The organism is Pseudomonas sp. X4 (assembly GCF_040784925.1).
Taxonomy (GTDB): domain Bacteria; phylum Pseudomonadota; class Gammaproteobacteria; order Pseudomonadales; family Pseudomonadaceae; genus Aquipseudomonas; species Aquipseudomonas putida_Z.
Map to the genome: position 1 here is coordinate 3,882,138 of NZ_CP160798.1, position 21,274 is coordinate 3,903,411.

At 54.3% G+C, this 21,274-nt stretch carries 20 protein-coding genes; all 20 read left to right on the plus strand.

Going from position 1 to position 21,274, the window contains the following annotated elements:
• Nucleotides 1-48 precede the first annotated feature (48 nt).
• The 20 genes from ihfB (at nt 49) to ABX298_RS17420 (ending at nt 21,258) form a co-directional block, all read left to right on the plus strand.
• A complete protein-coding gene (gene ihfB / locus ABX298_RS17325) occupies nt 49-348 on the plus strand; it encodes an integration host factor subunit beta (protein ID WP_013971456.1) in 300 nt (99 codons plus the stop codon).
• A 19-nt stretch (nt 349-367) separates the two neighbouring features.
• Nucleotides 368-631 carry a lipopolysaccharide assembly protein LapA domain-containing protein gene (locus ABX298_RS17330; RefSeq protein ID WP_046615541.1) on the plus strand — a complete coding sequence of 88 codons (264 nt, stop codon included), beginning with the start codon at nt 368-370 and terminating at the stop codon, nt 629-631.
• A 102-nt stretch (nt 632-733) separates the two neighbouring features.
• Nucleotides 734-2,161: an MBL fold metallo-hydrolase RNA specificity domain-containing protein gene (locus ABX298_RS17335; protein ID WP_367393371.1), complete on the plus strand. Its 1,428-nt coding sequence runs from the start codon at nt 734-736 to the stop codon at nt 2,159-2,161.
• Nucleotides 2,162-2,369: 208 nt separating this feature from the next.
• Complete coding sequence (locus tag ABX298_RS17340; protein ID WP_367393372.1) at nt 2,370-3,434, plus strand: LPS O-antigen chain length determinant protein WzzB; 1,065 nt, start codon at nt 2,370-2,372, stop codon at nt 3,432-3,434.
• A 150-nt stretch (nt 3,435-3,584) separates the two neighbouring features.
• Nucleotides 3,585-4,949 carry a Wzz/FepE/Etk N-terminal domain-containing protein gene (locus ABX298_RS17345; protein ID WP_367393373.1) on the plus strand — a complete coding sequence of 455 codons (1,365 nt, stop codon included), beginning with the start codon at nt 3,585-3,587 and terminating at the stop codon, nt 4,947-4,949.
• A 291-nt stretch (nt 4,950-5,240) separates the two neighbouring features.
• Nucleotides 5,241-6,551, plus strand: a complete 1,311-nt coding sequence (gene wbpA, locus ABX298_RS17350; RefSeq protein ID WP_286919575.1) for a UDP-N-acetyl-D-glucosamine 6-dehydrogenase — start codon at nt 5,241-5,243, stop codon at nt 6,549-6,551.
• Between the two features lie 73 nt (nt 6,552-6,624).
• Nucleotides 6,625-7,575, plus strand: a complete 951-nt coding sequence (gene wbpB / locus ABX298_RS17355; protein WP_003260857.1) for a UDP-N-acetyl-2-amino-2-deoxy-D-glucuronate oxidase — start codon at nt 6,625-6,627, stop codon at nt 7,573-7,575.
• A 67-nt stretch (nt 7,576-7,642) separates the two neighbouring features.
• Nucleotides 7,643-9,535, plus strand: a complete 1,893-nt coding sequence (locus ABX298_RS17360; protein ID WP_367393374.1) for an acyltransferase family protein — start codon at nt 7,643-7,645, stop codon at nt 9,533-9,535.
• On the plus strand, nt 9,532-10,107 hold the full coding sequence (gene wbpD, locus ABX298_RS17365) for a UDP-2-acetamido-3-amino-2,3-dideoxy-D-glucuronate N-acetyltransferase (protein ID WP_367393375.1): 576 nt from the start codon (nt 9,532-9,534) through the stop codon (nt 10,105-10,107). The genes ABX298_RS17360 and wbpD overlap by 4 nt, the downstream gene beginning before the upstream one ends.
• Nucleotides 10,108-10,109: 2 nt before the next feature.
• On the plus strand, nt 10,110-11,192 hold the full coding sequence (locus tag ABX298_RS17370; RefSeq protein ID WP_367393376.1) for a DegT/DnrJ/EryC1/StrS family aminotransferase: 1,083 nt from the start codon (nt 10,110-10,112) through the stop codon (nt 11,190-11,192).
• Between the two features lie 277 nt (nt 11,193-11,469).
• Nucleotides 11,470-12,705 (plus strand): oligosaccharide flippase family protein, encoded by a 1,236-nt coding sequence (locus tag ABX298_RS17375; protein WP_367393377.1) that lies wholly within the window; start codon nt 11,470-11,472, stop codon nt 12,703-12,705.
• A complete protein-coding gene (gene hisH / locus ABX298_RS17380; RefSeq protein WP_367393378.1) occupies nt 12,702-13,310 on the plus strand; it encodes an imidazole glycerol phosphate synthase subunit HisH in 609 nt (202 codons plus the stop codon). The genes ABX298_RS17375 and hisH overlap by 4 nt, the downstream gene beginning before the upstream one ends.
• The gene (locus tag ABX298_RS17385) at nt 13,310-14,065 is read left to right on the plus strand and encodes an AglZ/HisF2 family acetamidino modification protein (protein WP_367393379.1); all 756 of its coding nucleotides are present in this window, start codon (nt 13,310-13,312) and stop codon (nt 14,063-14,065) included. Before hisH ends, ABX298_RS17385 begins: the two co-directional genes overlap by 1 nt.
• A 142-nt stretch (nt 14,066-14,207) precedes the next feature.
• Nucleotides 14,208-15,341, plus strand: a complete 1,134-nt coding sequence (locus ABX298_RS17390; RefSeq protein WP_367393380.1) for an N-acetyl sugar amidotransferase — start codon at nt 14,208-14,210, stop codon at nt 15,339-15,341.
• 14 nt (nt 15,342-15,355) lie between these two features.
• Nucleotides 15,356-16,468, plus strand: a complete 1,113-nt coding sequence (locus ABX298_RS17395) for a glycosyltransferase family 4 protein (RefSeq protein ID WP_367393381.1) — start codon at nt 15,356-15,358, stop codon at nt 16,466-16,468.
• 5 nt (nt 16,469-16,473) lie between these two features.
• Nucleotides 16,474-17,565, plus strand: a complete 1,092-nt coding sequence (gene wecB, locus ABX298_RS17400; RefSeq protein WP_367393382.1) for a non-hydrolyzing UDP-N-acetylglucosamine 2-epimerase — start codon at nt 16,474-16,476, stop codon at nt 17,563-17,565.
• Entirely contained in the window at nt 17,562-18,788 is a 1,227-nt protein-coding gene (locus ABX298_RS17405; RefSeq protein WP_367393383.1) for a glycosyltransferase family 4 protein, read from the plus strand. The genes wecB and ABX298_RS17405 overlap by 4 nt, the downstream gene beginning before the upstream one ends.
• Complete coding sequence (locus ABX298_RS17410) at nt 18,785-19,375, plus strand: sugar transferase (RefSeq protein ID WP_196188391.1); 591 nt, start codon at nt 18,785-18,787, stop codon at nt 19,373-19,375. The genes ABX298_RS17405 and ABX298_RS17410 overlap by 4 nt, the downstream gene beginning before the upstream one ends.
• The gene (locus ABX298_RS17415) at nt 19,375-19,995 is read left to right on the plus strand and encodes an acetyltransferase (protein ID WP_367393384.1); all 621 of its coding nucleotides are present in this window, start codon (nt 19,375-19,377) and stop codon (nt 19,993-19,995) included. Before ABX298_RS17410 ends, ABX298_RS17415 begins: the two co-directional genes overlap by 1 nt.
• Nucleotides 19,996-20,079: 84 nt before the next feature.
• Nucleotides 20,080-21,258 (plus strand): DegT/DnrJ/EryC1/StrS aminotransferase family protein, encoded by a 1,179-nt coding sequence (locus ABX298_RS17420; protein WP_196188389.1) that lies wholly within the window; start codon nt 20,080-20,082, stop codon nt 21,256-21,258.
• The last annotated feature ends 16 nt before the right edge of the window (nt 21,259-21,274 follow it).

Consider the following 21,274-nt stretch of genomic DNA (forward strand, 5'->3'; position numbering starts at 1 on the left):
CAAACTGGTTAAGCAATGATCTAGCTGCTTGATAACGAAGGGAAAAATATGACGAAGTCGGAGCTGATCGAACGTATTGTCACCCATCAGGGGCTGCTCTCGTCCAAGGACGTGGAGCTGGCCATCAAGACCATGCTTGAGCAGATGTCACAATGCCTTGCCACCGGCGATCGCATCGAGATCCGCGGTTTTGGCAGCTTCTCGCTGCACTATCGCGCCCCTCGCGTAGGCCGTAACCCGAAGACCGGCCAGTCGGTCAGCCTCGAAGGCAAGTTCGTGCCGCACTTCAAGCCCGGCAAAGAGTTGCGCGACCGGGTCAATGAAGAAGAGCATGAGGCCCACACCTGATTCCACAAGGAGCAATCTGATGCGTAACCTCAAGCGCGCCCTGGCGGCGGTGTTCGTGCTGCTGTTGGCGGCTGTGGTGCTGTTCTTCGTGCTGGAGAACCAGCAAACCGTCTCGTTGGTCCTGTTCGGTTGGGCTGCCCCGGCCATGCCGGTCGCTGTGCTGGTTCTGGCCGCCCTGGTCATTGGCCTGGCAGTCGGTCCGCTGTTGGGTGCCTACGGCGTGCAGCGCAGCAAGCGCAAGATCAAGGCTTCTGCCCGCCAGGCAGCATTGAGTGGTAACTAAGGGCATTTCCTACATCCGTTTGGGAAAGTGTCACCTATGCCTGCGCCGGCCGTCATGGAGTAATAACGCACTTCATTTTCGGCCCTGGCGAGTGTGCGCAGCATGGAATATCCCGTCCTTTCCCATCATGGTGGCACCCGCGGCGTCACCGGTTCCTGCCATCAACTGCACCTCGACCCGTCCACCAGTCTGCTGATCGACTGCGGCCTGGAGCAGGGCGCCGAGGCCGCGCCAGGCGCAGCATCGGCACCACTCGGTTTCGGCGTGCAGGGCATCCAGGCCCTGGTCATCACCCATGTGCATCTCGACCATGTAGGTCGCATTCCGGCACTGCTGGCTGCCGGCTACCGTGGCCCCATCCTGTGCAGCGAGCCGTCCGCCCGGCTGCTGCCACTGTTGCTGGAAGACGCCTACAAGCTGAGCATCAGCAGCGAGCCCGCCCAAGTGGCAAGGTACCTGGAGTTCATTCGCGACCTGATCGTGCCCCTGCCTTTCGAGCAGTGGCACACCCTGGTCGAGCAACCAGGGCTCACCTGTCGCATTCGCCTGCAACGCGCCGGGCATCTGCTGGGTTCGGCCTATGTCGAATGCGATGTGCAGTTCGCGCAAGCCAGCACCCGCTACGTTTTCTCCGGTGACCTCGGCGCCTGTGGCAACCCCTTGCTGCGCCCAGTGCAACCCCCGGAACGGGCCGATGTACTGGTACTGGAAAGCACCTACGGCGACCGCCTGCACCCGCCTGCAGGCGACCGTCAGCAGCGGCTGGAAGCGGCCATCGACCGCGCCCTGGCTGACCAGGGCACGCTGCTCATTCCGGCGTTCAGCCTCGGCCGTACCCAGGAGTTGCTGTACGAACTCGAAAGCATTCTTCATCGCAAGGCCTTGCTGAACAAGGCCGGCCCGGCCCCCGATGGCGACCCGCTCGACTGGTCGCAATTGCCCATCATCCTCGACTCGCCCCTGGCCCAGCGCATTACCGGTGTATATCGGGAACTGCACGACTACTGGAATGCCGAAGCCCGGGCGCGCCTTGCCGAAGGGCGCGACCCGTTGGGTTTCAGTCAGCTGATCAGCGTGGACACTCACGCCCGCCACCAGCAGGTGGTCAATTACCTGAAGAGCACCGGGCGGCCGGCGATCGTGATTGCTGGCAATGGCATGTGCTCGGGTGGGCGCATCGTCAATTACCTGAAGGCCATGCTGGGGGATTCGCGACATGAGGTGATGTTTGTCGGTTACCAGGCCAAGGGTACGCCGGGCGCGGTGATACAGGCGAGTGAAGGGGCAGAAGGGTTTGTGCAGATTGATCTGGATGGGCAGATGTATGAGATCCGGGCGAAGGTGATGACACTGGGTGGCTACTCAGGGCATGCGGATCAGGTGCATTTGGTGGCGTTCGCGCACGGCTGTAATGCTCGGCAGATAGTGTTGGTGCATGGCGAGCAAAGGGCGAAGCAGGCGCTTGCGGCTGCGCTACGCGAAAGGCTCGCACAGTCAGGGAGTGAGGTGTGTGTCACAGTCGCGAAATGACCTTCTGGCGGGAAGGTTGATGTCTGTCAGAAAGTGAGGAACTTTTGCGAGGCGGGTCTTTCTACTACTGCTTGGAAGTAATGTTAGAAGCGTGGCGGAAAGAGTGGCAAATAGCCGCTACGCTTGATTCGAAGGGTATTGAGTCGCTTAGGTCGGAAGCGTGCCCCAAGATGATGCAATCAGACAGACCCAAGGAAAAAAAGACTAAATGCGCAATGAACGCGAGCGCCTGAGTGGTAGTGACGAGATTGACCTGATTGAGCTTGTGCAGGGTGTTTGGCGCCAGAAGGTCTGGGTGGGGCTGGTTGCGGTACCGGTGATTGCTTTGGGGTTGGCTTATGTGATGCTGGTTTCGCCGGTATATGAGGCGAAGCTCTATATTCAGCCCCCCTCCCAGAGCGAGATTGCCCAGCTGAACTACGGTCGTGGTGAGGGAACGGGCCTGGCGCCACTGAGTGCCAAGGATGTGTACAGCATTTACCTCAAGTCCCTTCAGTCTGAAGCAGTACGAGACAAATTCTTTCGCAGCGCCTTCCTGCCCATGCTGACCGAAGAAGAGCGGGGCGGTTCTCGTGATGCCTTGTATGCTCAGTTCAACGGCATGTTGAAAGTGGCCGTGGCTAGCAAAGACATGCCGGATCGTTATGTGCTGACGGCGAACCTGGAAGACCCGCGCCTTGCGGCGACCTGGGTGTCGAATTACGCCGAGTTGGCTGCGGAGCGAGCAAAGAACGAGTTGTTGAGCGGTACCCGCAGTGATATATCGATCATGGCTGACAACCTTGATCAGCAAATCAAGGCTGCGCGAGCCACTGCCAGCAATCAGCGTGTGGACCAGATTGCCCAACTCAAGGAGGCGTTGCGCGTAGCGCGGTCGATTGGCCTGGAAAAGCCGCCGATCATTTCCGAGACGCTGTCCAAGGAAGTGTCTGCCGGTATGAATGGGGCTCTTACCTACATGCGCGGTACCAAGGCGCTGGAGGCAGAAATCGCCAACCTGGAAGCGCGCTCATCGGACGACCCGTTCATCCGGAATTTGCGTGAAAAGCAGGAAAAGCTGAGCTTCTTGCGCACGTTGAAGGTCGACCCATCCCTCGTTGCGATGTACCAGCAGGATGGCGCCGTTTCCCAGCCTGACAAACCGATCAAGCCGCGAAAAGCCATCATCATGTTGCTATCGGCGTTGGTAGGGGTAGGGCTTGGTGTGTTGGTTGCCCTGGGGCGGGACATATGGTGTAGGCGCAAGGCGACGAACGGAAGGGAACTTCCCTGATCGCAACGCATCCTCAAGCGTTGTTGTCGCTTGCGGAAGGTGCAACAATAGCCTTTCGTCGCCGATGACATGGAAAGCTGGAAGAGCGAGCACGACACGCTGATCTGCCCTGCCTGTCTTGGTTAACCCCGTTTTAGACAGGGAAGTAATGTGAATAGCGTTGTGCGTTCCCCCTCCATGGCCGCTTCAGGCGAAATCGATCTTTTCAACGTTCTGCGCACAATCTGGCGTAGGCGTTTGCTAATTGTTGCTGTTGGGGGCGTCTGTGCGCTTGTCGGTGCCGCAGTCGCCTACAACATTACGCCTGTATATGAGGCGTCAACGAGTTTAAGGCCTGTCGCCCTCAACCAGCTGGACGCTTTGAATCGAACAAAAATCTATTCTTTGCCGCCAGAGGCAGCACTCAAGAGAGTCGGTGCGACGCTGGACTCTTATAACGCTAGGCTCGACTTCTTTCGTTCCAGGCCAGATCTGATCGATGCTTTTCAGGATGAAGGGCAAAGCGTCGAGCAGGCATTTGAAGACTTCAACCGAGATGCGCTCAGCGTAGTCTTGGCTGACCCGAAAAAAAACGATCTGTTGAGCGATTTTATCGGATTGAAAATGCGCTATGAAAAAGGCGTAAATGGTGCGGCCATCCTCAACGATTTTGTCGACTATGCCATTGAGCGCGAGCGTAGCCAGCTATCCAAGGATATGCAGATTATTTTGGCCAACCGCTTGGCAGAGGTGGACAAAAAGCTCAATTCCGCGGTGTCGGAATATGAGGCAGGGAATGAAAGCAGTATCGCCCGTCTCGAAGAGGCAGATGCGATCAAGCGTGCGCAACTCAATGATGAGCTCAAGGCTTTGCGCGTTCAGTTGAAATTGCAGCGCGAGGCGCGCCTGGCCGAGCTTGATGAGGCTATCAGTGTTGCGCGAAGCCTCGGTTTGAAAAAACCTTCGACACCTTCATTGATGGCTGATGAAAGCGCGACAAATGGCAATATCATTCGTACCGAGGTAAACGGTAGGCCGGTGCCGCTGTACTTCATGGGCACCGAAGTGCTTGAGGCTGAGCGCGCTGCATTGCGCAAACGTACCTCAGATGACTTTGTCGAGCCTAGAATCGGTCAGATCCGCAAAGAACTTATCCTGCTTTCGACCAACCGCAAAGTCCAGGCAATCAAGGCCCGGGCGAGCGAAGCGGCGTTCTTGGAAGGGGTCGAAGCGCTTCGCGTGGAGCGTGCGCGCTTGCAAGCCATCGATACCCAGTTGGAGGGGCTGCACCTGGTGAATATCGATCAGCGTGCGGTGCTCTCCAACAAGCCTTTGAAGCCGCGCAAAGCACTCATCGTGCTAATTGCATTTATCGGCGGCCTGTTGCTCGGAACAGTCGCTGCAGTGCTGCGAGGTGCTTTCAAGGACCATGCGAGGCAGCAACGAGTTCTTGAAATCGAGGGTTCGGCACATCGCGTCATACCCGACGAATTGACAGGGCAGAACCACGCCAGGCTGGGTGATGCGCAAGCTTGAGCCCTCAATTGTATGATGTTGTTTTGGTGGCACTTTGGCGGTTACATGTCTCAGGAAAACTCCGATGGATTGGCGAAGCCTAACCGCATATCATTGTGACGCATCTCATTGGTGGCAGCCACCGGGTCGCTCCCCGGGCAAATGTAAGTGGGCGTTTTTTGCTCGACAGCGTGTGTAATGCGCGCTGTCGCCGAATGGATTCACTCGACTGACGAATGAATCGAAGAAGGTTCAATAACCCGTTGTTCAGCCGTGGAAACGGGCAGGTAAATTCAAGGTGAGTTGGGAAGCATGACAGATATGAATGCGGTGGTAGAGAAGTTCAAAAGCCGGCAGGCCTTGATTGGTATCGTGGGCCTCGGTTATGTCGGGTTGCCGCTGATGCTGCGTTATAACGCCATTGGTTTTAATGTGCTGGGTATTGATATCGATCAATCGAAAGTCGATAAACTCAATGCCGGCCAGAGCTACATTGAACACATCCCGGCTGCCAATATCAGCAAGGCACGTGAAACCGGCTTTGAGGCTACCGTCGACTTCAAGCGTGCCAGCGAGTGCGATGCACTGATCCTGTGCGTGCCCACCCCGCTGAACAAATATCGCGAGCCCGACATGAGCTTCGTGATCAACACCACCGACGCCATCAAGCCTTACCTGCGTGCAGGCCAGGTGGTTTCGCTGGAAAGCACCACCTACCCAGGTACCACCGAAGAAGAACTGCTGCCACGTGTGCAGGAAGGCGGCCTGGTAGTTGGCGAGAACATCTACCTGGTCTATTCGCCAGAGCGTGAAGACCCGGGCAACCCGAACTTCGAAACCCGCACCATTCCCAAGGTCATTGGTGGTCACACCCCAAATTGCCTGGAAGTGGGTATCGCCCTGTACGAGCAGGCTATCGATCAGGTCGTACCAGTAAGCTCCACCAAAGCTGCTGAAATGACCAAGTTGCTGGAGAACATTCACCGTGCGGTGAACATCGGCCTGGTCAACGAAATGAAAATTGTCGCTGACCGCATGGGTATCGACATTTTCGAAGTGGTCGATGCCGCGGCGACCAAGCCTTTCGGCTTCACTCCTTACTACCCTGGCCCGGGCCTGGGCGGCCACTGCATTCCGATCGACCCCTTCTACCTGACCTGGAAGGCGCGTGAGTACGGCCTGCACACCCGTTTCATCGAGCTTTCCGGTGAAGTCAACCAGGCCATGCCTGAGTACGTGCTGGGCAAGCTGATGGATGGCCTGAACGATGCCGGCAAGGCACTCAAGGGCAGCCGTGTGCTGGTTCTGGGTATCGCCTACAAGAAGAACGTTGACGACATGCGCGAGTCGCCATCCGTCGAAATCATGGAGCTGATCGAAGCCAAGGGTGGCGTGGTTGCCTACAGCGACCCGCACGTGCCGGTGTTCCCGAAGATGCGCGAGCACCACTTCGAGCTGAGCAGCGAGCCGCTCACCGCTGAGAACCTGGCAAGCTTCGACGCTGTGGTACTGGCCACCGATCACGACAAGTTCGACTATGCCCTGATCGAAGCCAAGGCCAAGCTGATTGTCGACAGCCGCGGCAAGTACCGCACGCCGACCGCGCACGTCATCAAGGCCTGATCGGCGTCGCCAGCAAATTGATCCGCCTGGCCCTCAAGGGCAGGCGGATTCATTCGTCTTCAAAGGAAGCCTCATGAAAAACTTTGCTCTCATCGGTGCTGCAGGCTATATCGCCCCTCGCCACATGCGCGCCATCAAGGACACCGGCAACCGCCTGGTCTCTGCGTACGACATCAATGACTCGGTAGGTATCATCGACAGTATCTCGCCGCAGAGCGAGTTCTTCACCGAGTTCGAGTTCTTCCTCGACCACGCCCATGGCTTGAAGCGTAACCCGGCTACTGCCCTGGACTACGTTGCGATCTGCTCGCCCAACTACCTGCACCACCCGCACATTGCCGCAGGCCTGCGCCTGGGTTGTGACGTGATCTGCGAAAAGCCGCTGGTCCCGACCCCGCAGCAACTGGACGAGTTGGCCCTGGTCGAGCAGGAAACCGGCAAGCGCCTGTACAACATCCTGCAACTGCGCCATCACCAGGCAATCCTTGCCCTGAAGGACAAGGTTGCCCGCGAAAACAACCCGCACAAGTATGAAGTCGATCTGACCTACATCACCTCGCGCGGCAAATGGTACCTGCAAAGCTGGAAGGGTGACCCACGCAAGTCGTTTGGTGTGGCCACCAATATCGGCGTGCACTTCTACGACATGCTGCACTTCATCTTCGGCAAGCTGCAGCGCAACGTTGTGCACTTCACCTCCGAGCACAAGGCCGCCGGTTACCTGGAGTACGAGAAAGCACGTGTACGCTGGTTCCTGTCGGTTGATGCCAATGACCTGCCAGAGTCGGTGAAGGGCAAGAAGCCAACCTACCGTTCGATCACCGTCAATGGTGAGGAAATGGAGTTCTCCGAAGGCTTCACCGATCTGCACACCACCAGCTATGAAGAGATCCTTGCTGGCCGTGGTTACGGTATCGAGGATGCGCGGCACTGTGTTGAAACCGTGAACACCATTCGTAGCGCCCCGGTTGTTGCGGCGGCGGACAATGAGGGGCACCCTTTTGTTCTGGCGCTTTCGCGTTAAAAGCAGATAGCAATACGGGTGGCTTGCCGCCACCCCTTTTTTATTTTTTGCAGGGTCGCCAGTCAGCGTGTCGAACGATAATTTCAATAAGCCGAACGATGCAGGTGCAAAACGTGTTGAGCGTAGCATCCGCCTGGATGTTCAAGGCTTGCGCGCGGTCGCGGTGCTGGCGGTTTTGCTCTATCACGCCAATGGCAGCTGGTTGAAAGCCGGTTACGTAGGCGTCGATGTTTTTTTTGTTATTTCAGGTTTTATCATCACAGCATTGCTGACCGAGCGCAGCGGCAAGGTTGATCTTGCTGCCTTTTATGCAAGCCGGGTCAAACGCATTGTTCCTGCATATTTCTCGATGCTGGTTGTAGTCGCGGCGCTGTCAGCGGTACTTTTCGTGCCGGACGATTTCGCCTTCTTTTTCGATAGCCTGAAATCTTCCGCATGGTTTACCAGTAACCATTACTTTGCCCACTTTGGTAGTTATTTCGCGCCGCGGGCCGATGAGTTGCCGCTTCTGCATACCTGGTCGCTTGCCATCGAAATGCAGTTCTACCTGTTCTTCCCGATCATGGTTATCTGCCTCCCCGCGCGTTGGCGGCTCCCTGCTTTTGCATTGCTGGCCATTGCGGCGTTTGCCTGGGTTGGCTACCGAACCCTCGGCGGGCAACGAGACGAAATGTATTTTTCGCTGCTGGCACGCGCGCCAGAATTCATGGTCGGCGCTGTTGTTGCGTTGCTGATGCGGCAGAGAGAGTTGTCTCAGACACTCGCCAGTGCGTTGGGCATAACGGGTGCGCTGCTGTTGGGGTGGGCTCTACTGGCAATTGAAAAGCAGCAATTTCCGGGCTTCTGGGCGATCGTGCCTTGCCTTGGGGCAGGGATGATCATTGCTGCTCGCCGCGGCCCTGTGAGTACATTGCTCGCTGCCTCGCCAATGGTCTGGGTTGGTGGAATTTCCTACTCGCTTTACCTCTGGCACTGGCCAGTGTTGGCGTTGATTCGGTATTACACCGGGCAGTATGAATTGACGATCACCTGGTTGCTGTTTTTTGCGATTGCCTCTGTGGCATTGGCTTGGCTGTCCTTCCGATTCATAGAAACACCAGTCAGGAACGCAACAGGCTTGGTACGCCAAATCCCTAAGTGGGCGACGGCTGCAATGGTGGTTGTGCTGGTAGCGTGGGGTGCGGTGCGTATCAATGCATCGCTAGTTGACCCTCTACCTGTAGAACTGACCCGCTACGCGGCGCCAGAAACGATTTGCCACGGTACCCAGGTAGGCAGTTGCAAGCGAGGCAAGGCAGACGCTGATGTCGCTGCCCTGGTCATAGGCGATAGTCATGCTGCTCAACTGAATCACTTTTTCGATCAGGTGGGCAATGAGCAGGGCGTTGCATACCGGGTGCTCACGGCCAGCAGTTGTGTTCCTATCCCCGGTTTCGATGTCGAGCGCCTGCCCACCTGGGCGCAGAAACCATGTCGTGACCAGATTGCAGCGGTAGCGAGAGCGCTGCCGCAGGTAGACCGAGTAATCGTTGCTGGTATGTGGCAATACCAGATGCAGAGCCAGGCATTTACCAAGGCGCTGACTGACTTTCTGAGCGAAACGGCCGGGGCCCACAAAAATGTAGTCGTGCTTGCCCAAGTGCCGATGTTCGAGACAGATGTCCAGCGGGTAAGGCGGTTCACCGAATTGGGGTTGCCGGCGCCACTCACGCTCAATCGTGAATGGCAGGCTGCTAACCAGCAGGTCAAGGTGATTGTCGACCGCACCCCGGGAGTGCGGTTTCTAGATTTTTCCAGCAGTAGCTTCTTTGCTGCTGCGCCCTACGAGCAAGGGTTGCTGATCTACCGTGACAGCCATCACCTCAATGAAGTGGGGGCTAGCCGTTATGGCCACTATGCGGCGCAGCAATTGCAGCGAGCTTTTGATCAACCTCAGTCCAACGTGAGTCTGAAGCCATGAATTACTATCAGCATCCAAGTGCCATCGTCGACGAAGGAGCACAGATCGGGGAAAAATCCCGCATTTGGCACTTTGTCCATGTGTGTGGGGGCGCTCGGATCGGCGCTGGCGTTTCGCTTGGTCAGAACGTGTTCGTGGGCAACAAGGTCGTTATCGGTGACCACTGCAAGGTGCAGAACAACGTATCGGTCTACGACAACGTGACGCTGGAAGAGGGTGTTTTCTGTGGTCCTAGCATGGTCTTCACCAACGTCTACAATCCACGGTCCCTGATCGAGCGAAAGGACCAGTATCGTGACACTCTGGTCAAGAAAGGCGCGACGCTCGGGGCCAACTGCACGATCGTCTGCGGCGTAACCATTGGCGAGTACGCTTTTGTAGGCGCTGGCGCGGTCATCAACAAGGATGTGCCTGCCTATGCACTCATGGTCGGTGTGCCTGCTCGGCAGATCGGTTGGATGAGTGAGTTTGGCGAACAGCTGCAATTGAACGAGCAAGGCGAAGCCACCTGCTCGCACACCGGGGCGCGCTACGTCCTGAACGGCAAACAACTGAACAAGATGGATGTTTGAGCATGATTGAATTCATTGACCTGAAAAGCCAGCAGGCACGCATCAAAGACAAGATCGATGCCGGCATCCAGCGTGTTCTGAGCCATGGCCAGTACATCCTCGGCCCTGAAGTGGCTGAGTTGGAGGAACGCCTGGCTGCTTTCGTCGGTGCGAAGTACTGCATCACTTGCGCCAATGGCACTGATGCTCTGCAAATTGTGCAGATGGCACTGGGTATCGGCCCGGGTGACGAGGTGATTACCCCAGGCTTTACCTACATTGCCACTGCCGAAACTGTCGCGCTGTTGGGTGCAAAGCCGGTCTATGTGGATATCGACCCGCGCACCTACAATCTTGATCCCCAGTTGCTCGAAGCGGCGATTACTCCGCGTACCAAGGCGATCATCCCGGTTTCGCTGTATGGTCAATGTGCCGATTACGATGCGATCAACGCGATTGCGGCCAAACATGGCATTCCTGTGATTGAGGACGCAGCGCAGAGTTTTGGTGCCTCCTACAAAGACAAGCGCTCGTGCAACCTTACAACTGTGGCCTGTACCAGCTTCTTCCCGAGCAAGCCTTTGGGCTGCTATGGCGATGGCGGCGCAATCTTTACCAATGATGAGGCCCTAGCGACCGTGATTCGTCAGATAGCACGGCATGGCCAGGATCGTCGTTATCACCACATCCGTGTGGGGGTAAACAGCCGGCTGGACACCCTGCAGGCAGCCATTCTCCTGCCCAAACTTGAGATTTTCGAAGAAGAGATTGGTCTGCGTCAGCAAGTGGCGGGTTGGTATGACGTTGCGCTCAAGGAGGCTGGGGTCGACTCTACGCCTTACATAGAGGCTGGTAACATAAGTGCCTATGCGCAATATACCGTGCAGGTGGACGATCGGGATGCAGTTCAGAAGCGACTGCAAGCTGCTGGTGTACCGACTGCGGTGCATTACCCGATTCCGCTCAACAAGCAACCTGCTGTAGCGGACGAGCAAGTGTTGCTACCGGTCGGTGACAAGGTTGCCACCCGTGTGATGAGTTTGCCGATGCATCCCTACTTGGACAAGGCCTCCATTGATGCAATCTGCGCTGCTTTGACGAGCTGACGGATGCCTATATTTGCTCGGATCGACGGATCAGCCTTACCGAAGTCTGTTGTGGTATTCGCCTACAGCACCTTTATCTTGTGGGGGGGCATCAATTGCGTGTTTTTTCTTCATGAGCATATGGACGCGCCGAACAAATCTGTCGATGCCGGGCGGTATTTAAACCTGTTGATACTGGCGTTTGCCAATGTGGGTCTGGTGAGCGCAGGGATTTGCAGGCTCTGCGATCCTGTGTGCTTGTCATCCTCCCGTTCTAGATATTTTAGGGTGTGAAGCGATGAGCGCTATTTTCATCAGCCGTGTGGCGCGAGTGCTGGTGGGTACCCTCGGTGCTCAATTGATCACCATAGGCGTTACCCTGCTGCTAGTTCGTCTTTATTCCCCTGCTGAGATGGGCGCATTCAGTGCTTGGCTTTCGTTCGCTACCATTTTTGCGGTAGTGGTGACTGGGCGATATGAGTTGGCAATCTTTTCCACAAAGGATAAAGATGAATTTCATGCCGTAATCAAGCTCGTAGTGCTACTCATTGTCTCTATCTCGATATTGGTTGCTAGTGGCCTCGTCCTGGTTGCGCCTCTGCTGGACGCCCTTCCATCGGTAGTGAGTGACTATTGGTTGGGGCTCACAGCCGTTTCATTGGGGTTGGGCGCAAACAAGTTGGTATTGTCGCTCCTTACCTACCAACAATCGTTTAATCGTTTGGGAGGGGCGCGAGTCAGTCTTGCTGCTTGCATCGCTATCGCCCAGGTTTCGGCTGCTTATCTGGTCGGAGGAGTAGCGGGGCTTGTTTACGGGCAGTTGTTCGGTGTCATGGTAGCCACGGCTCTTGCGGCGATCTGGGTTGGCAAACCGCTGATCAGTGCCAGTGCCACAGCGTCATGGAGCATGGTGAGACAAAGCGCGGTGAAGTACATAAACTTCCCGAAATTTTCGTTGCCTGCTGATTTGATCAATACGATTGCCAGTCAGATCCCAGTGGTGCTGTTGGCGGCAAAGTTCGGCGGAGAAAGCGCAGGCTGGTTTGCCTTGACCTTGAAAATCATGGGCGCCCCCATCTCCTTGCTGGCTGCCTCGGTGCTTGATGTATTCAAGGAGCAGGCTGCCCGGGACTATAGGGATAAAGGAAGCTGTCGCAGCATTTTCATCAAGACATTCAAGCTACTGGCCGTACTGGCGCTTCCCCCGTTCGTGGCGTTCTGGTTCGTGGGCGAATGGGTGTTCGGCTTCATATTTGGCGACGAGTGGGCCGAGTCGGGGCGCTATGCCGTATTGATGATACCGCTGTTCTACATGCGCTTCGTCGTCAGCCCCCTCAGCTACACAATCTATATCGCGCAGCGGCAGAATCTGGACCTGGTGTGGCAGTTGACGCTGCTCGGCTTGACTGTTGCCTGCTTCACCCTTCCGGACACCGTCGATTCGGTGCTGTGGCTCTACTCCATTGGCTATGCAATCATGTATTTCATTTATTTCTGGATGTCCTTCTACTGCACCAAGGGAGATGCCAAGTGATCGTTGTAGTTGATTATGGTGTGGGGAACATTGCTTCGGTATTGAACATGCTGAAGCGAGTGGGCGCCAAAGCCAAGGCATCGAACAGTCGTGAGGATATCGAGCAGGCGGACAAGCTCATTCTGCCAGGGGTGGGCGCTTTCGATGCGGGCATGCAGACACTGCGAAACAGTGGCCTGATAGAGGTGTTGAACGAGCAGGTTTTGAACAAGCACAAGCCGGTAATGGGTGTTTGCCTGGGCAGCCAGATGCTGGGCAATGGCTCGGAAGAGGGTAACGAACCTGGTCTTGGCTGGATCGACATGGACATTGTTCGCTTCGAGAAGCGAGATGGGCGCAAAGTTCCGCACATGGGCTGGAATGAAGTCAATCCTCAGTTGCAACATCCAATCTTGACGGGAATCGATCAGGCTAGTCGCTTCTATTTTGTCCATAGTTATTACATGCTGCCCCGGCATGCAGAAAATACCCTGCTAACCGCCAACTATGACCAGCAGTTTACCGCTGCGGTGGTCAAAGATAATATTTTCGGCTTCCAGTTTCATCCAGAAAAAAGTCATAAGTTTGGTATGCAGCTATTCAAGAACTTTGTGGAGTTGATCTAATGGTCAGGAGGCGAGTCATTCCCTGCTTGTTGCTCAAGGACCGTGGTCTGGTCAAAACTGTGAAGTTCAAGGAGCCCAAGTATGTCGGGGATCCAGTTAATGCTATTCGAATTTTCAATGAAAAAGAAGTCGATGAGTTGGTGTTGCTCGACATTGAGGCATCCAGGCTAAATCGTGAGCCCAACTACGAACTGATTACTGAAGTAGCCGGTGAGTGCTTCATGCCCATTTGCTATGGCGGTGGCATCAAGTCGCTTGAGCATGCCGAAAAAGTATTTTCTCTTGGCATCGAAAAAATCGCTATCAATACGGCTGCGCTGGACGACCTATCTCTTATTCGTCAAATTGCTGACAAGTTTGGCTCGCAAAGCGTCGTAGGATCCATGGATTGCCGTAAAGGCTTTTGGGGCGGCTATTCGGTATATTCGGAAAATGGTACCAAAGATACCAAGCGCCAACCGGTCGAATGGGCCCAGGAACTCGAGGCTGCGGGGGTTGGAGAAATTTTCCTGAACTCGGTCGATCGCGACGGTACGCAGAAAGGCTTCGATATATCGCTGGTGGAAAGCGTTGTATCCCAAGTACACGTTCCAGTCATCGCTTGTGGCGGTGCTGGTTCCACTGCGGACTTGATTGATCTGTTTGATCGTACCGGAGTTTCGGCTGTTGCCGCAGGTAGCCTATTTGTGTTTCACGGCAAACACCGCGCCGTATTGATCAGTTATCCAGACATTAACGTGTTGAGCGCTGGGTAAGAAAATTGAAGTTTTGAAAGGCAGTTTATCCTGTAGCCTATGGCTTTGCAGGCTCTACGCTGTTTTGAATGTCATACATGCTACGTCTGTTGCAGGGTGTCCCCGTCAGACAGACCGATGAAAACGTTTTAGGAGGTGGAGAGTGGTAAAGGTCTGTTCGCGCTGTGTCATGGATACGTCTGACGCTGAAATCGTGTTTGATGACGCGGGAGTGTGCAATCACTGCCATAAGTTCGATAATCTCCAGTCGCATCAGCTTTTTTCAGGGGGGGATGGGGAAAAGCGCCTGCAGCCTATTATTGAGAAGATAAAAAAAGAGGGCGCCGGCAAAGAGTATGATTGTATTATTGGGCTCAGTGGTGGGGTTGATAGCTCATATTTAGCTGTCAAGGTCAAAGATTTCGGCTTGCGTCCTTTGGTTGTGCATGTTGATGCAGGTTGGAATAGTGAGTTGGCGGTTAGCAATATTGAAAAAGTAATTAAATACTGTGGTTATGATTTGCATACGCATGTAATGAACTGGGAGGAGATGCGCGACTTGCAGTTGGCATATATGCGCGCAGCAGTCGCCAATCAAGATGTTCCGCAAGATCATGCGTATTTTTCGAACATGTATCACTTTGCTGTAAAAAATGACATCAAGTACATTCTGAGTGGCGGTAATCTCGCAACCGAATCGGTATTTCCTGATAGTTGGCACGGAAGTGCTATGGATGCAATTAATCTGAAGGCCATCCATAAAAGATATGGTGAGCGTAAGCTTCAGGACTACAAGACTATCAGTTTTGGCGAATATTATATTTGGTATCCATTTGTCAAAGGGATGCGTACCGTGCGTCCGCTGAATTACATGGATTACGACAAGCGTAAGGCTGAGCTTTATCTGCAAGAGGCTATTGGCTATCGTTCATATGCTCACAAGCATGGTGAGTCTATTTTTACCAAACTATTCCAGAATTACTACCTTCCAACGAAATTTGGTTATGATAAACGCAAGTTGCATTACTCTAGCATGGTTCTTTCGGGGCAAATGACTCGAGAGGAAGCTCTCGAGAAATTGGCGGAGCCACTTTATGATCCTGCTGAATTGCAAACAGATATTGAGTATTTTTGCAAAAAAATGCGGATCACAGCCGTAGAGTTTGAAGAGTTGATGGCGGCAAAAGTTAATAACTATACAGATTTTGATAATTGGGATTCACGTAAAAACCTCATGAAAAAGGCACAGGGCATCGTTCAGCGGATGCTGGGGCGTCGCATCAATGTGTATTCTTGAATGGGGGGCATAACGTGGCCAAGATAGTTCATTTGTCGTCAGTTCATTCCAGATACGATGTACGGATTTTTCAAAAGCAATGCCGAACGCTAGCGAAGGAAGGACATGATGTCTATTTTGTCGTCGCTGACGGTAAAGGCGATGAAGTTAAGGATGGTGTTTCGTTTGTTGATGTTGGAAAACTGAACGGGCGGATTAACAGAATTTTTAAAACCACCAAGGCCCTTCATCGACGAGCTGTAGCCTTGGCTGCTGATCTCTACCACCTTCATGATCCGGAACTCATTCCTGTCGGGCTAAAGCTGAAGGCTTGTGGGAAGACTGTGATTTTTGACGCCCATGAAGATGTTCCCAAGCAGATACTTGGAAAGTCATATTTAAATAAGTATGTGCGGGTTTTTATTTCGAAGGTTTTTGCATTCTATGAGGCGTGGGCGTGCCGGAAGTTGGATGCGGTATTGGCGGCCACTCCATACATACGTGACAAGTTTCGCTCCCTTGGTGCTCGTTCTATTGATATTAATAACTATCCAATCGTTGATGAACTGGTGGTTAGGCAAGTTGAATGGTCAGATAAGCAGCCTCAAGTCGTTTATATTGGCGGTCTAGAGGAAATTCGCGGCATTCGGCAGATAGTTCAAGGTGTTGAGTTGGCTTCGGCTGATATACGGCTTGTAATCGGTGGTGTTTTTGCAGATAGTAACTTCGAGTCATCGATAAAGAGCGAGCGCGGCTGGGGCAAGGTAGATTTTCTCGGTTGGCTGGATCGCCAAGGTGTTAAACATCTGCTTGATAATTCGATGGCTGGTCTTGTGACACTACATCCGACACCGAACTACCTGGACTCGTTGCCGGTGAAAATGTTTGAGTACATGGCTGTAGGTCTACCAGTCATCGCATCCGATTTCCCTCTTTGGAGAGATATCATTGACTCTAGTAAATGCGGAATTTGTGTAGATCCTTTGGATCCTCAGAAAATTTCAAACTGCATCGACTATCTTGTGGCTAATCCAGTTGAGGCGGAAAGAATGGGGCGCCATGGCCAGCTGGCCGTACTTGAGAAATACAACTGGGGCGTAGAGGCTAAAAAGCTAAGCCAATTCTATACTGATTTGCTAAAAGGCTGATTTTCATGAAGGTTCTAACTGTTATCGGCGCACGCCCCCAATTCATCAAGGCAAGTGTGGTAAGCCATGTTATCTCCACGCTTTCCGGGGTGGACGAGGTTGTCGTTCACACAGGTCAACACTTTGATTCAAACATGTCCGATGTTTTCTTTGAAGAATTGGGCATGAGTGCACCAGCTTATCAGCTTGACATTCATGGTGGCGGTCACGGTGACATGACCGGCAGGATGCTCATTGAGATCGAAAAAGTACTGCTTCAGGAGCGCCCCGATGTCGTGCTTGTCTACGGTGATACCAACTCTACACTCGCGGGCGCGTTGGCTGCCGTTAAGTTGCATATCCCTGTCGCCCATGTAGAGGCAGGCCTACGTTCCTTCAATATGGTCATGCCTGAGGAAGTGAACCGGATCCTGACTGACCGGGTATCTCGCTGGATGTTTACCCCCACTGTTACAGCAGCGGAGCACTTGAAATCGGAGGGTGTCGATGCGGCCAGCATTATCGCGGTGGGCGATGTGATGTACGACGTCGCGAAGTTCCATGGTGAACGTGTCGATGCAAGCGGTCGGATTATGGCCAAGCTGGGTCTAGAGGAAGCCGGTTTCGTATTGGCAACCGTCCATCGGGCCGAAAATACCGACGATCCTGCACGTCTTGCCGCGATCGTTGAAGCATTTCGCAATTTATCTACCGACCTGCCGATTGTTTGGCCAGTGCACCCAAGAACCAGGGCTGTTTTGCAGAAGCGTGGCCAACTGGATGAAATGCCAGCGGGCTTACACCTCATTGACCCAGTCGGTTACCTGGACATGGTTCAGCTTGAAAAGTATGCCGCACTCATTGCCACAGATTCTGGCGGTGTCCAGAAAGAGGCGTTCTTCTACGGCGTCCCGTGTGTCACTCTGCGCGATGAAACCGAATGGGTCGAGTTGGTTGAATCGGGTTGGAATCGGCTGGTATCGCCGAAATCTGCACAGGAAGTGGCATCAGCCATTCGTCAGGCGCTCGGTAGCAAAGGCGAGGCAGTACAACCTTACGGTGAGGGTAATGCAGCAGAGCTGATCATCCGACGCCTTGTCGAGGACCTTGCTGAATGAAGAACGTCTGGATTCTCAACCACTACGCCCAAGAACCAGGAGGGGCGGGCGGTACCCGCCACTACCAACTGGCAAAAAATCTGCCAACACATGGTTGGGAGGCTTCGATTGTTGCTGCTAGTGTGGAGCACCAGTCTGGTAGGCAGCGGCTTTCTGATTCAGAAACAGTCAGGCTCGATCTATACAGCGGTGTCCCATTCCTCTGGCTTAAAACCTCGGAATACAAAGGCAACGGCACGGCGCGTATGCGTAACATGCTGGAATACACTTGGCAGGTAATCAAACCCGGCAAGCTTTCGCCTTTGAAAAAACCGGATGTCATTATCGGTTCGAGCGTCCACCCGTTTGCAGCGGCAGCCGGTGCAGTGCTCGCGTGGCGCCATAAGGTCCCCTTCGTTTTCGAAGTGCGGGATCTCTGGCCGGAAACGCTGATCGACATGGGCCGGCTGGAGCGTAACAGCTTTATTGCCCGCTCGCTTCGAGTGCTGGAGAAGTGGCTGTACAAGCGCGCTAAACGCATTGTCGTACTGCTTCCCAAGGCACACGAATACATAGTACCCATGGGCATCGATCCGAAAAAAATTGCCTGGATCCCGAACGGTGTCGATCTTCAAGACTTCCCATGCCCAGCGGATAAAGTGTCGGGAGATGAGTTTACGCTGATGTATTTTGGTGCGCATGGGCCAGCCAATGGGTTGGACAATGTGCTACGTGCGCAGCAAATCATCGAGCAAAGACCTGAAATGTCCAATGTCCGCCTTCGGATTATCGGTAATGGCCCGTGCAAAGCCGAGTTGATCACCATGGCTGAAAAGTTTGGTCTCAAGCGTGTCAGCTTCGAAGATCCCGTTCCTAAAAGGGAAATTCCGGCACTTGCGGCGCAAGCGGATGCATTTGTGTTCAATCTGATCAATGCCCCGGTGTTCAAGTACGGCATCAGTTCGAACAAGCTGTTCGATTTCATGGCTGGGCAGCGTCCGGTCCTGTTTTGCTGTGATGCGGGTAACAACCCGATTGAAGATTCCGGAGCAGGATATACCGTTCAGCCAGGTAACCCGGAGGCTTTGGCCGATGCGGTAGCTAGGTTGACCCGGTTGCCAAGTGAAGATAGGGCTGCAATGGGGCGTGCTGGCCGGCGCTACGTTGAAGTCGAGCATGGGTTCGACAAGCTTGCAGGTAGTTTGGCCGGTTGCCTCAACGAGGCTTGTGAGTCCAGCAGATGAAAAGAGTCATTGACTTCGCCGGGGCATTGATTGGGTTGATCGTGTTGTCTCCGGTCATCTTGGTTGTGGCAGTGTTGATCAAGCGCAGGCTCGGTGGGCCGGTATTGTTCCGCCAGGTCCGTCCGGGACTAGGTGGCAAACCATTCGAGATGATCAAATTCCGCACCATGCGCGATGCCTGCGACAGCAATGGTGTGCCATTGCCGGATTCACAGCGCATGACGCCATTCGGTAGCTTTCTGCGCTCTAGCAGTCTCGATGAACTGCCCGAGCTGTGGAACGTGCTCAAAGGTGAGATGAGTCTTGTTGGGCCCAGGCCATTGTTGATGGAATATCTGCCACTCTACAACGAGCGGCAATACTTGCGTCATAAAGTACGACCAGGGGTAACCGGCTGGGCTCAAATTAATGGGCGAAACGCGCTGGGCTGGCCAGAAAAGTTTGAGTTGGACGTTTGGTATGTCGAAAATCGCTCGCTTTGGCTGGATGTCAAAATTATCGCTTTGACCATCAAGAAAGTTATAAAAAGAGACGGCATTAGCGCCAGCGGTGAGGTCACTATGTCGAAATTCACGGGCAACAAGTGATGAAAAGACTTGCCATCCTTGGTGCCAGTGGGCACGGAAAGGTAGTTGCGGATACGGCGGGGGTTTGCGGCTGGACAGAGGTCTTGTTCTTTGATGACGCTTGGCCTTCTCTCACCTCCAATGGTGTATGGGATGTAGTCGGGACGGGCCAAGATTTTTTCGAGAACGCTCATGAGTTTGACGGGGTCGTGGTTGCCATCGGCAATAACGCTATTCGCCAGGCGAAGCTCGCAGCTTTGATCCAACAGGGGGCTACGCTGGCTACCCTTATCCACCCACTCGCTTACGTCAGCCGGTATGCCAATGTTGGAGCTGGAAGCGTGGTGTTTGCCGGTGCGGTCCTAAATGCCGGCTCCTCCGTGGGGCTAGGAGGTATTTTGAACACGGGTTGCAGTGTTGATCACGACTGCTTGCTTGCTGATTCTGTCCATATCAGCCCGGGCGCCCGGCTTGCAGGTGGTGTGACGATAGGTCAGTGCTCATGGGTGGGCATCGGCGCGTGCGTAAAGCAATTGATCAGCATCGGTGCAAACGTGGTGGTAGGCGCTGGAGCTGCAGTCGTATCCGATGTCGCTGAGGGGATGACGGTGGTCGGAGTACCTGCACGGGCCTTGGAATAATTCCACGAAATCAATGATGCGGCTGTAGACTGTGTGGTACAGCCGTTTGCATTCTTGCCAGCTTAATGAATCAGGATCAATTCAATGCTGAACACCCCCTTTTCCCCATGGCCGTCGTTCTCCGAAGAAGAAGCAAACTGCGCGCGTGATGTCATTTTGTCCAACAAGGTCAATTACTGGACAGGGCAGGAATGCCGTCAGTTCGAACGTGAATTCGCTGCCTGGACTGAAACTGATTTTGCAGTCGCTGTTGCCAACGGAACAGTGGCGCTGGACCTGGCTCTGCTGGCCCTAGGAATCGGCACCGGTGACGAGGTTATCGTGACCTCCCGTACCTTCCTCGCCTCGGTCTCCAGCATTATCAATGCTGGTGCTGTTCCGGTCTTTGCCGACGTAAACGCCGACTCCCAGAATATCGATGTGTCGACTATCAGCGCGGTGCTGTCCTCCCGCACCAAGGCCATCATCTGCGTTCACCTGGCGGGTTGGCCATGTGACATGGACCCGATCATGGCTCTCGCGGCTGAACATGGTATCCGAGTGATAGAAGATTGCGCGCAGGCACACGGAGCTCGGTATAAAGGCCGCCCCGTCGGGTCCATTGGCGATATCGGCGCTTGGTCGTTTTGCCAGGACAAAATCATGACCACCGGCGGTGAGGGCGGCATGGTCACCACGAACGATCGCGAGCTATGGTCGAAAATGTGGTCGTTCAAGGACCATGGCAAGAGCTGGGAAGCCGTTTATGAGCGTGAGCATGCCCCTGGGTTCCGGTGGCTGCATGAGAGTTTCGGTACCAACTGGCGGATGCTTGAAGTACAAGGCGGCATCGGCAGGATTCAGTTGAAGCGTATGCCTCAGTGGCATCAGTCGCGAGTGGAAAATGCTCGTCGCATTTGGGATTGCGCCAAGGGCCTGCCTGGGTTGCGGGTTCCTGAAATTCCGTCCGACAGCGTGCATGCGGCCTATAAGTGCTATGTGTTTGTGGAGCCCGATCAGCTCGCCGAGGGTTGGAGCCGGGATCGCATTCTGAATGAAATCAATTCGTTGGGTGTGCCGTGCTTTTCGGGTTCTTGCTCTGAGGTATATCTGGAAAAAGCTTTCGATGACACGGGCTGGCGACCGGAGCAACGCTTGCCTGTGGCCCGTCAATTGGGCGAAACCAGCCTGATGTTCCTAGTCCATCCAACCTTGACGGCGACCGAAATTGAGAAGAGTTGCGATGTCTTGATCAAGGTCATGCAGGACGCTGCTCGTCGATGAAATTCTGGGCGTCCGC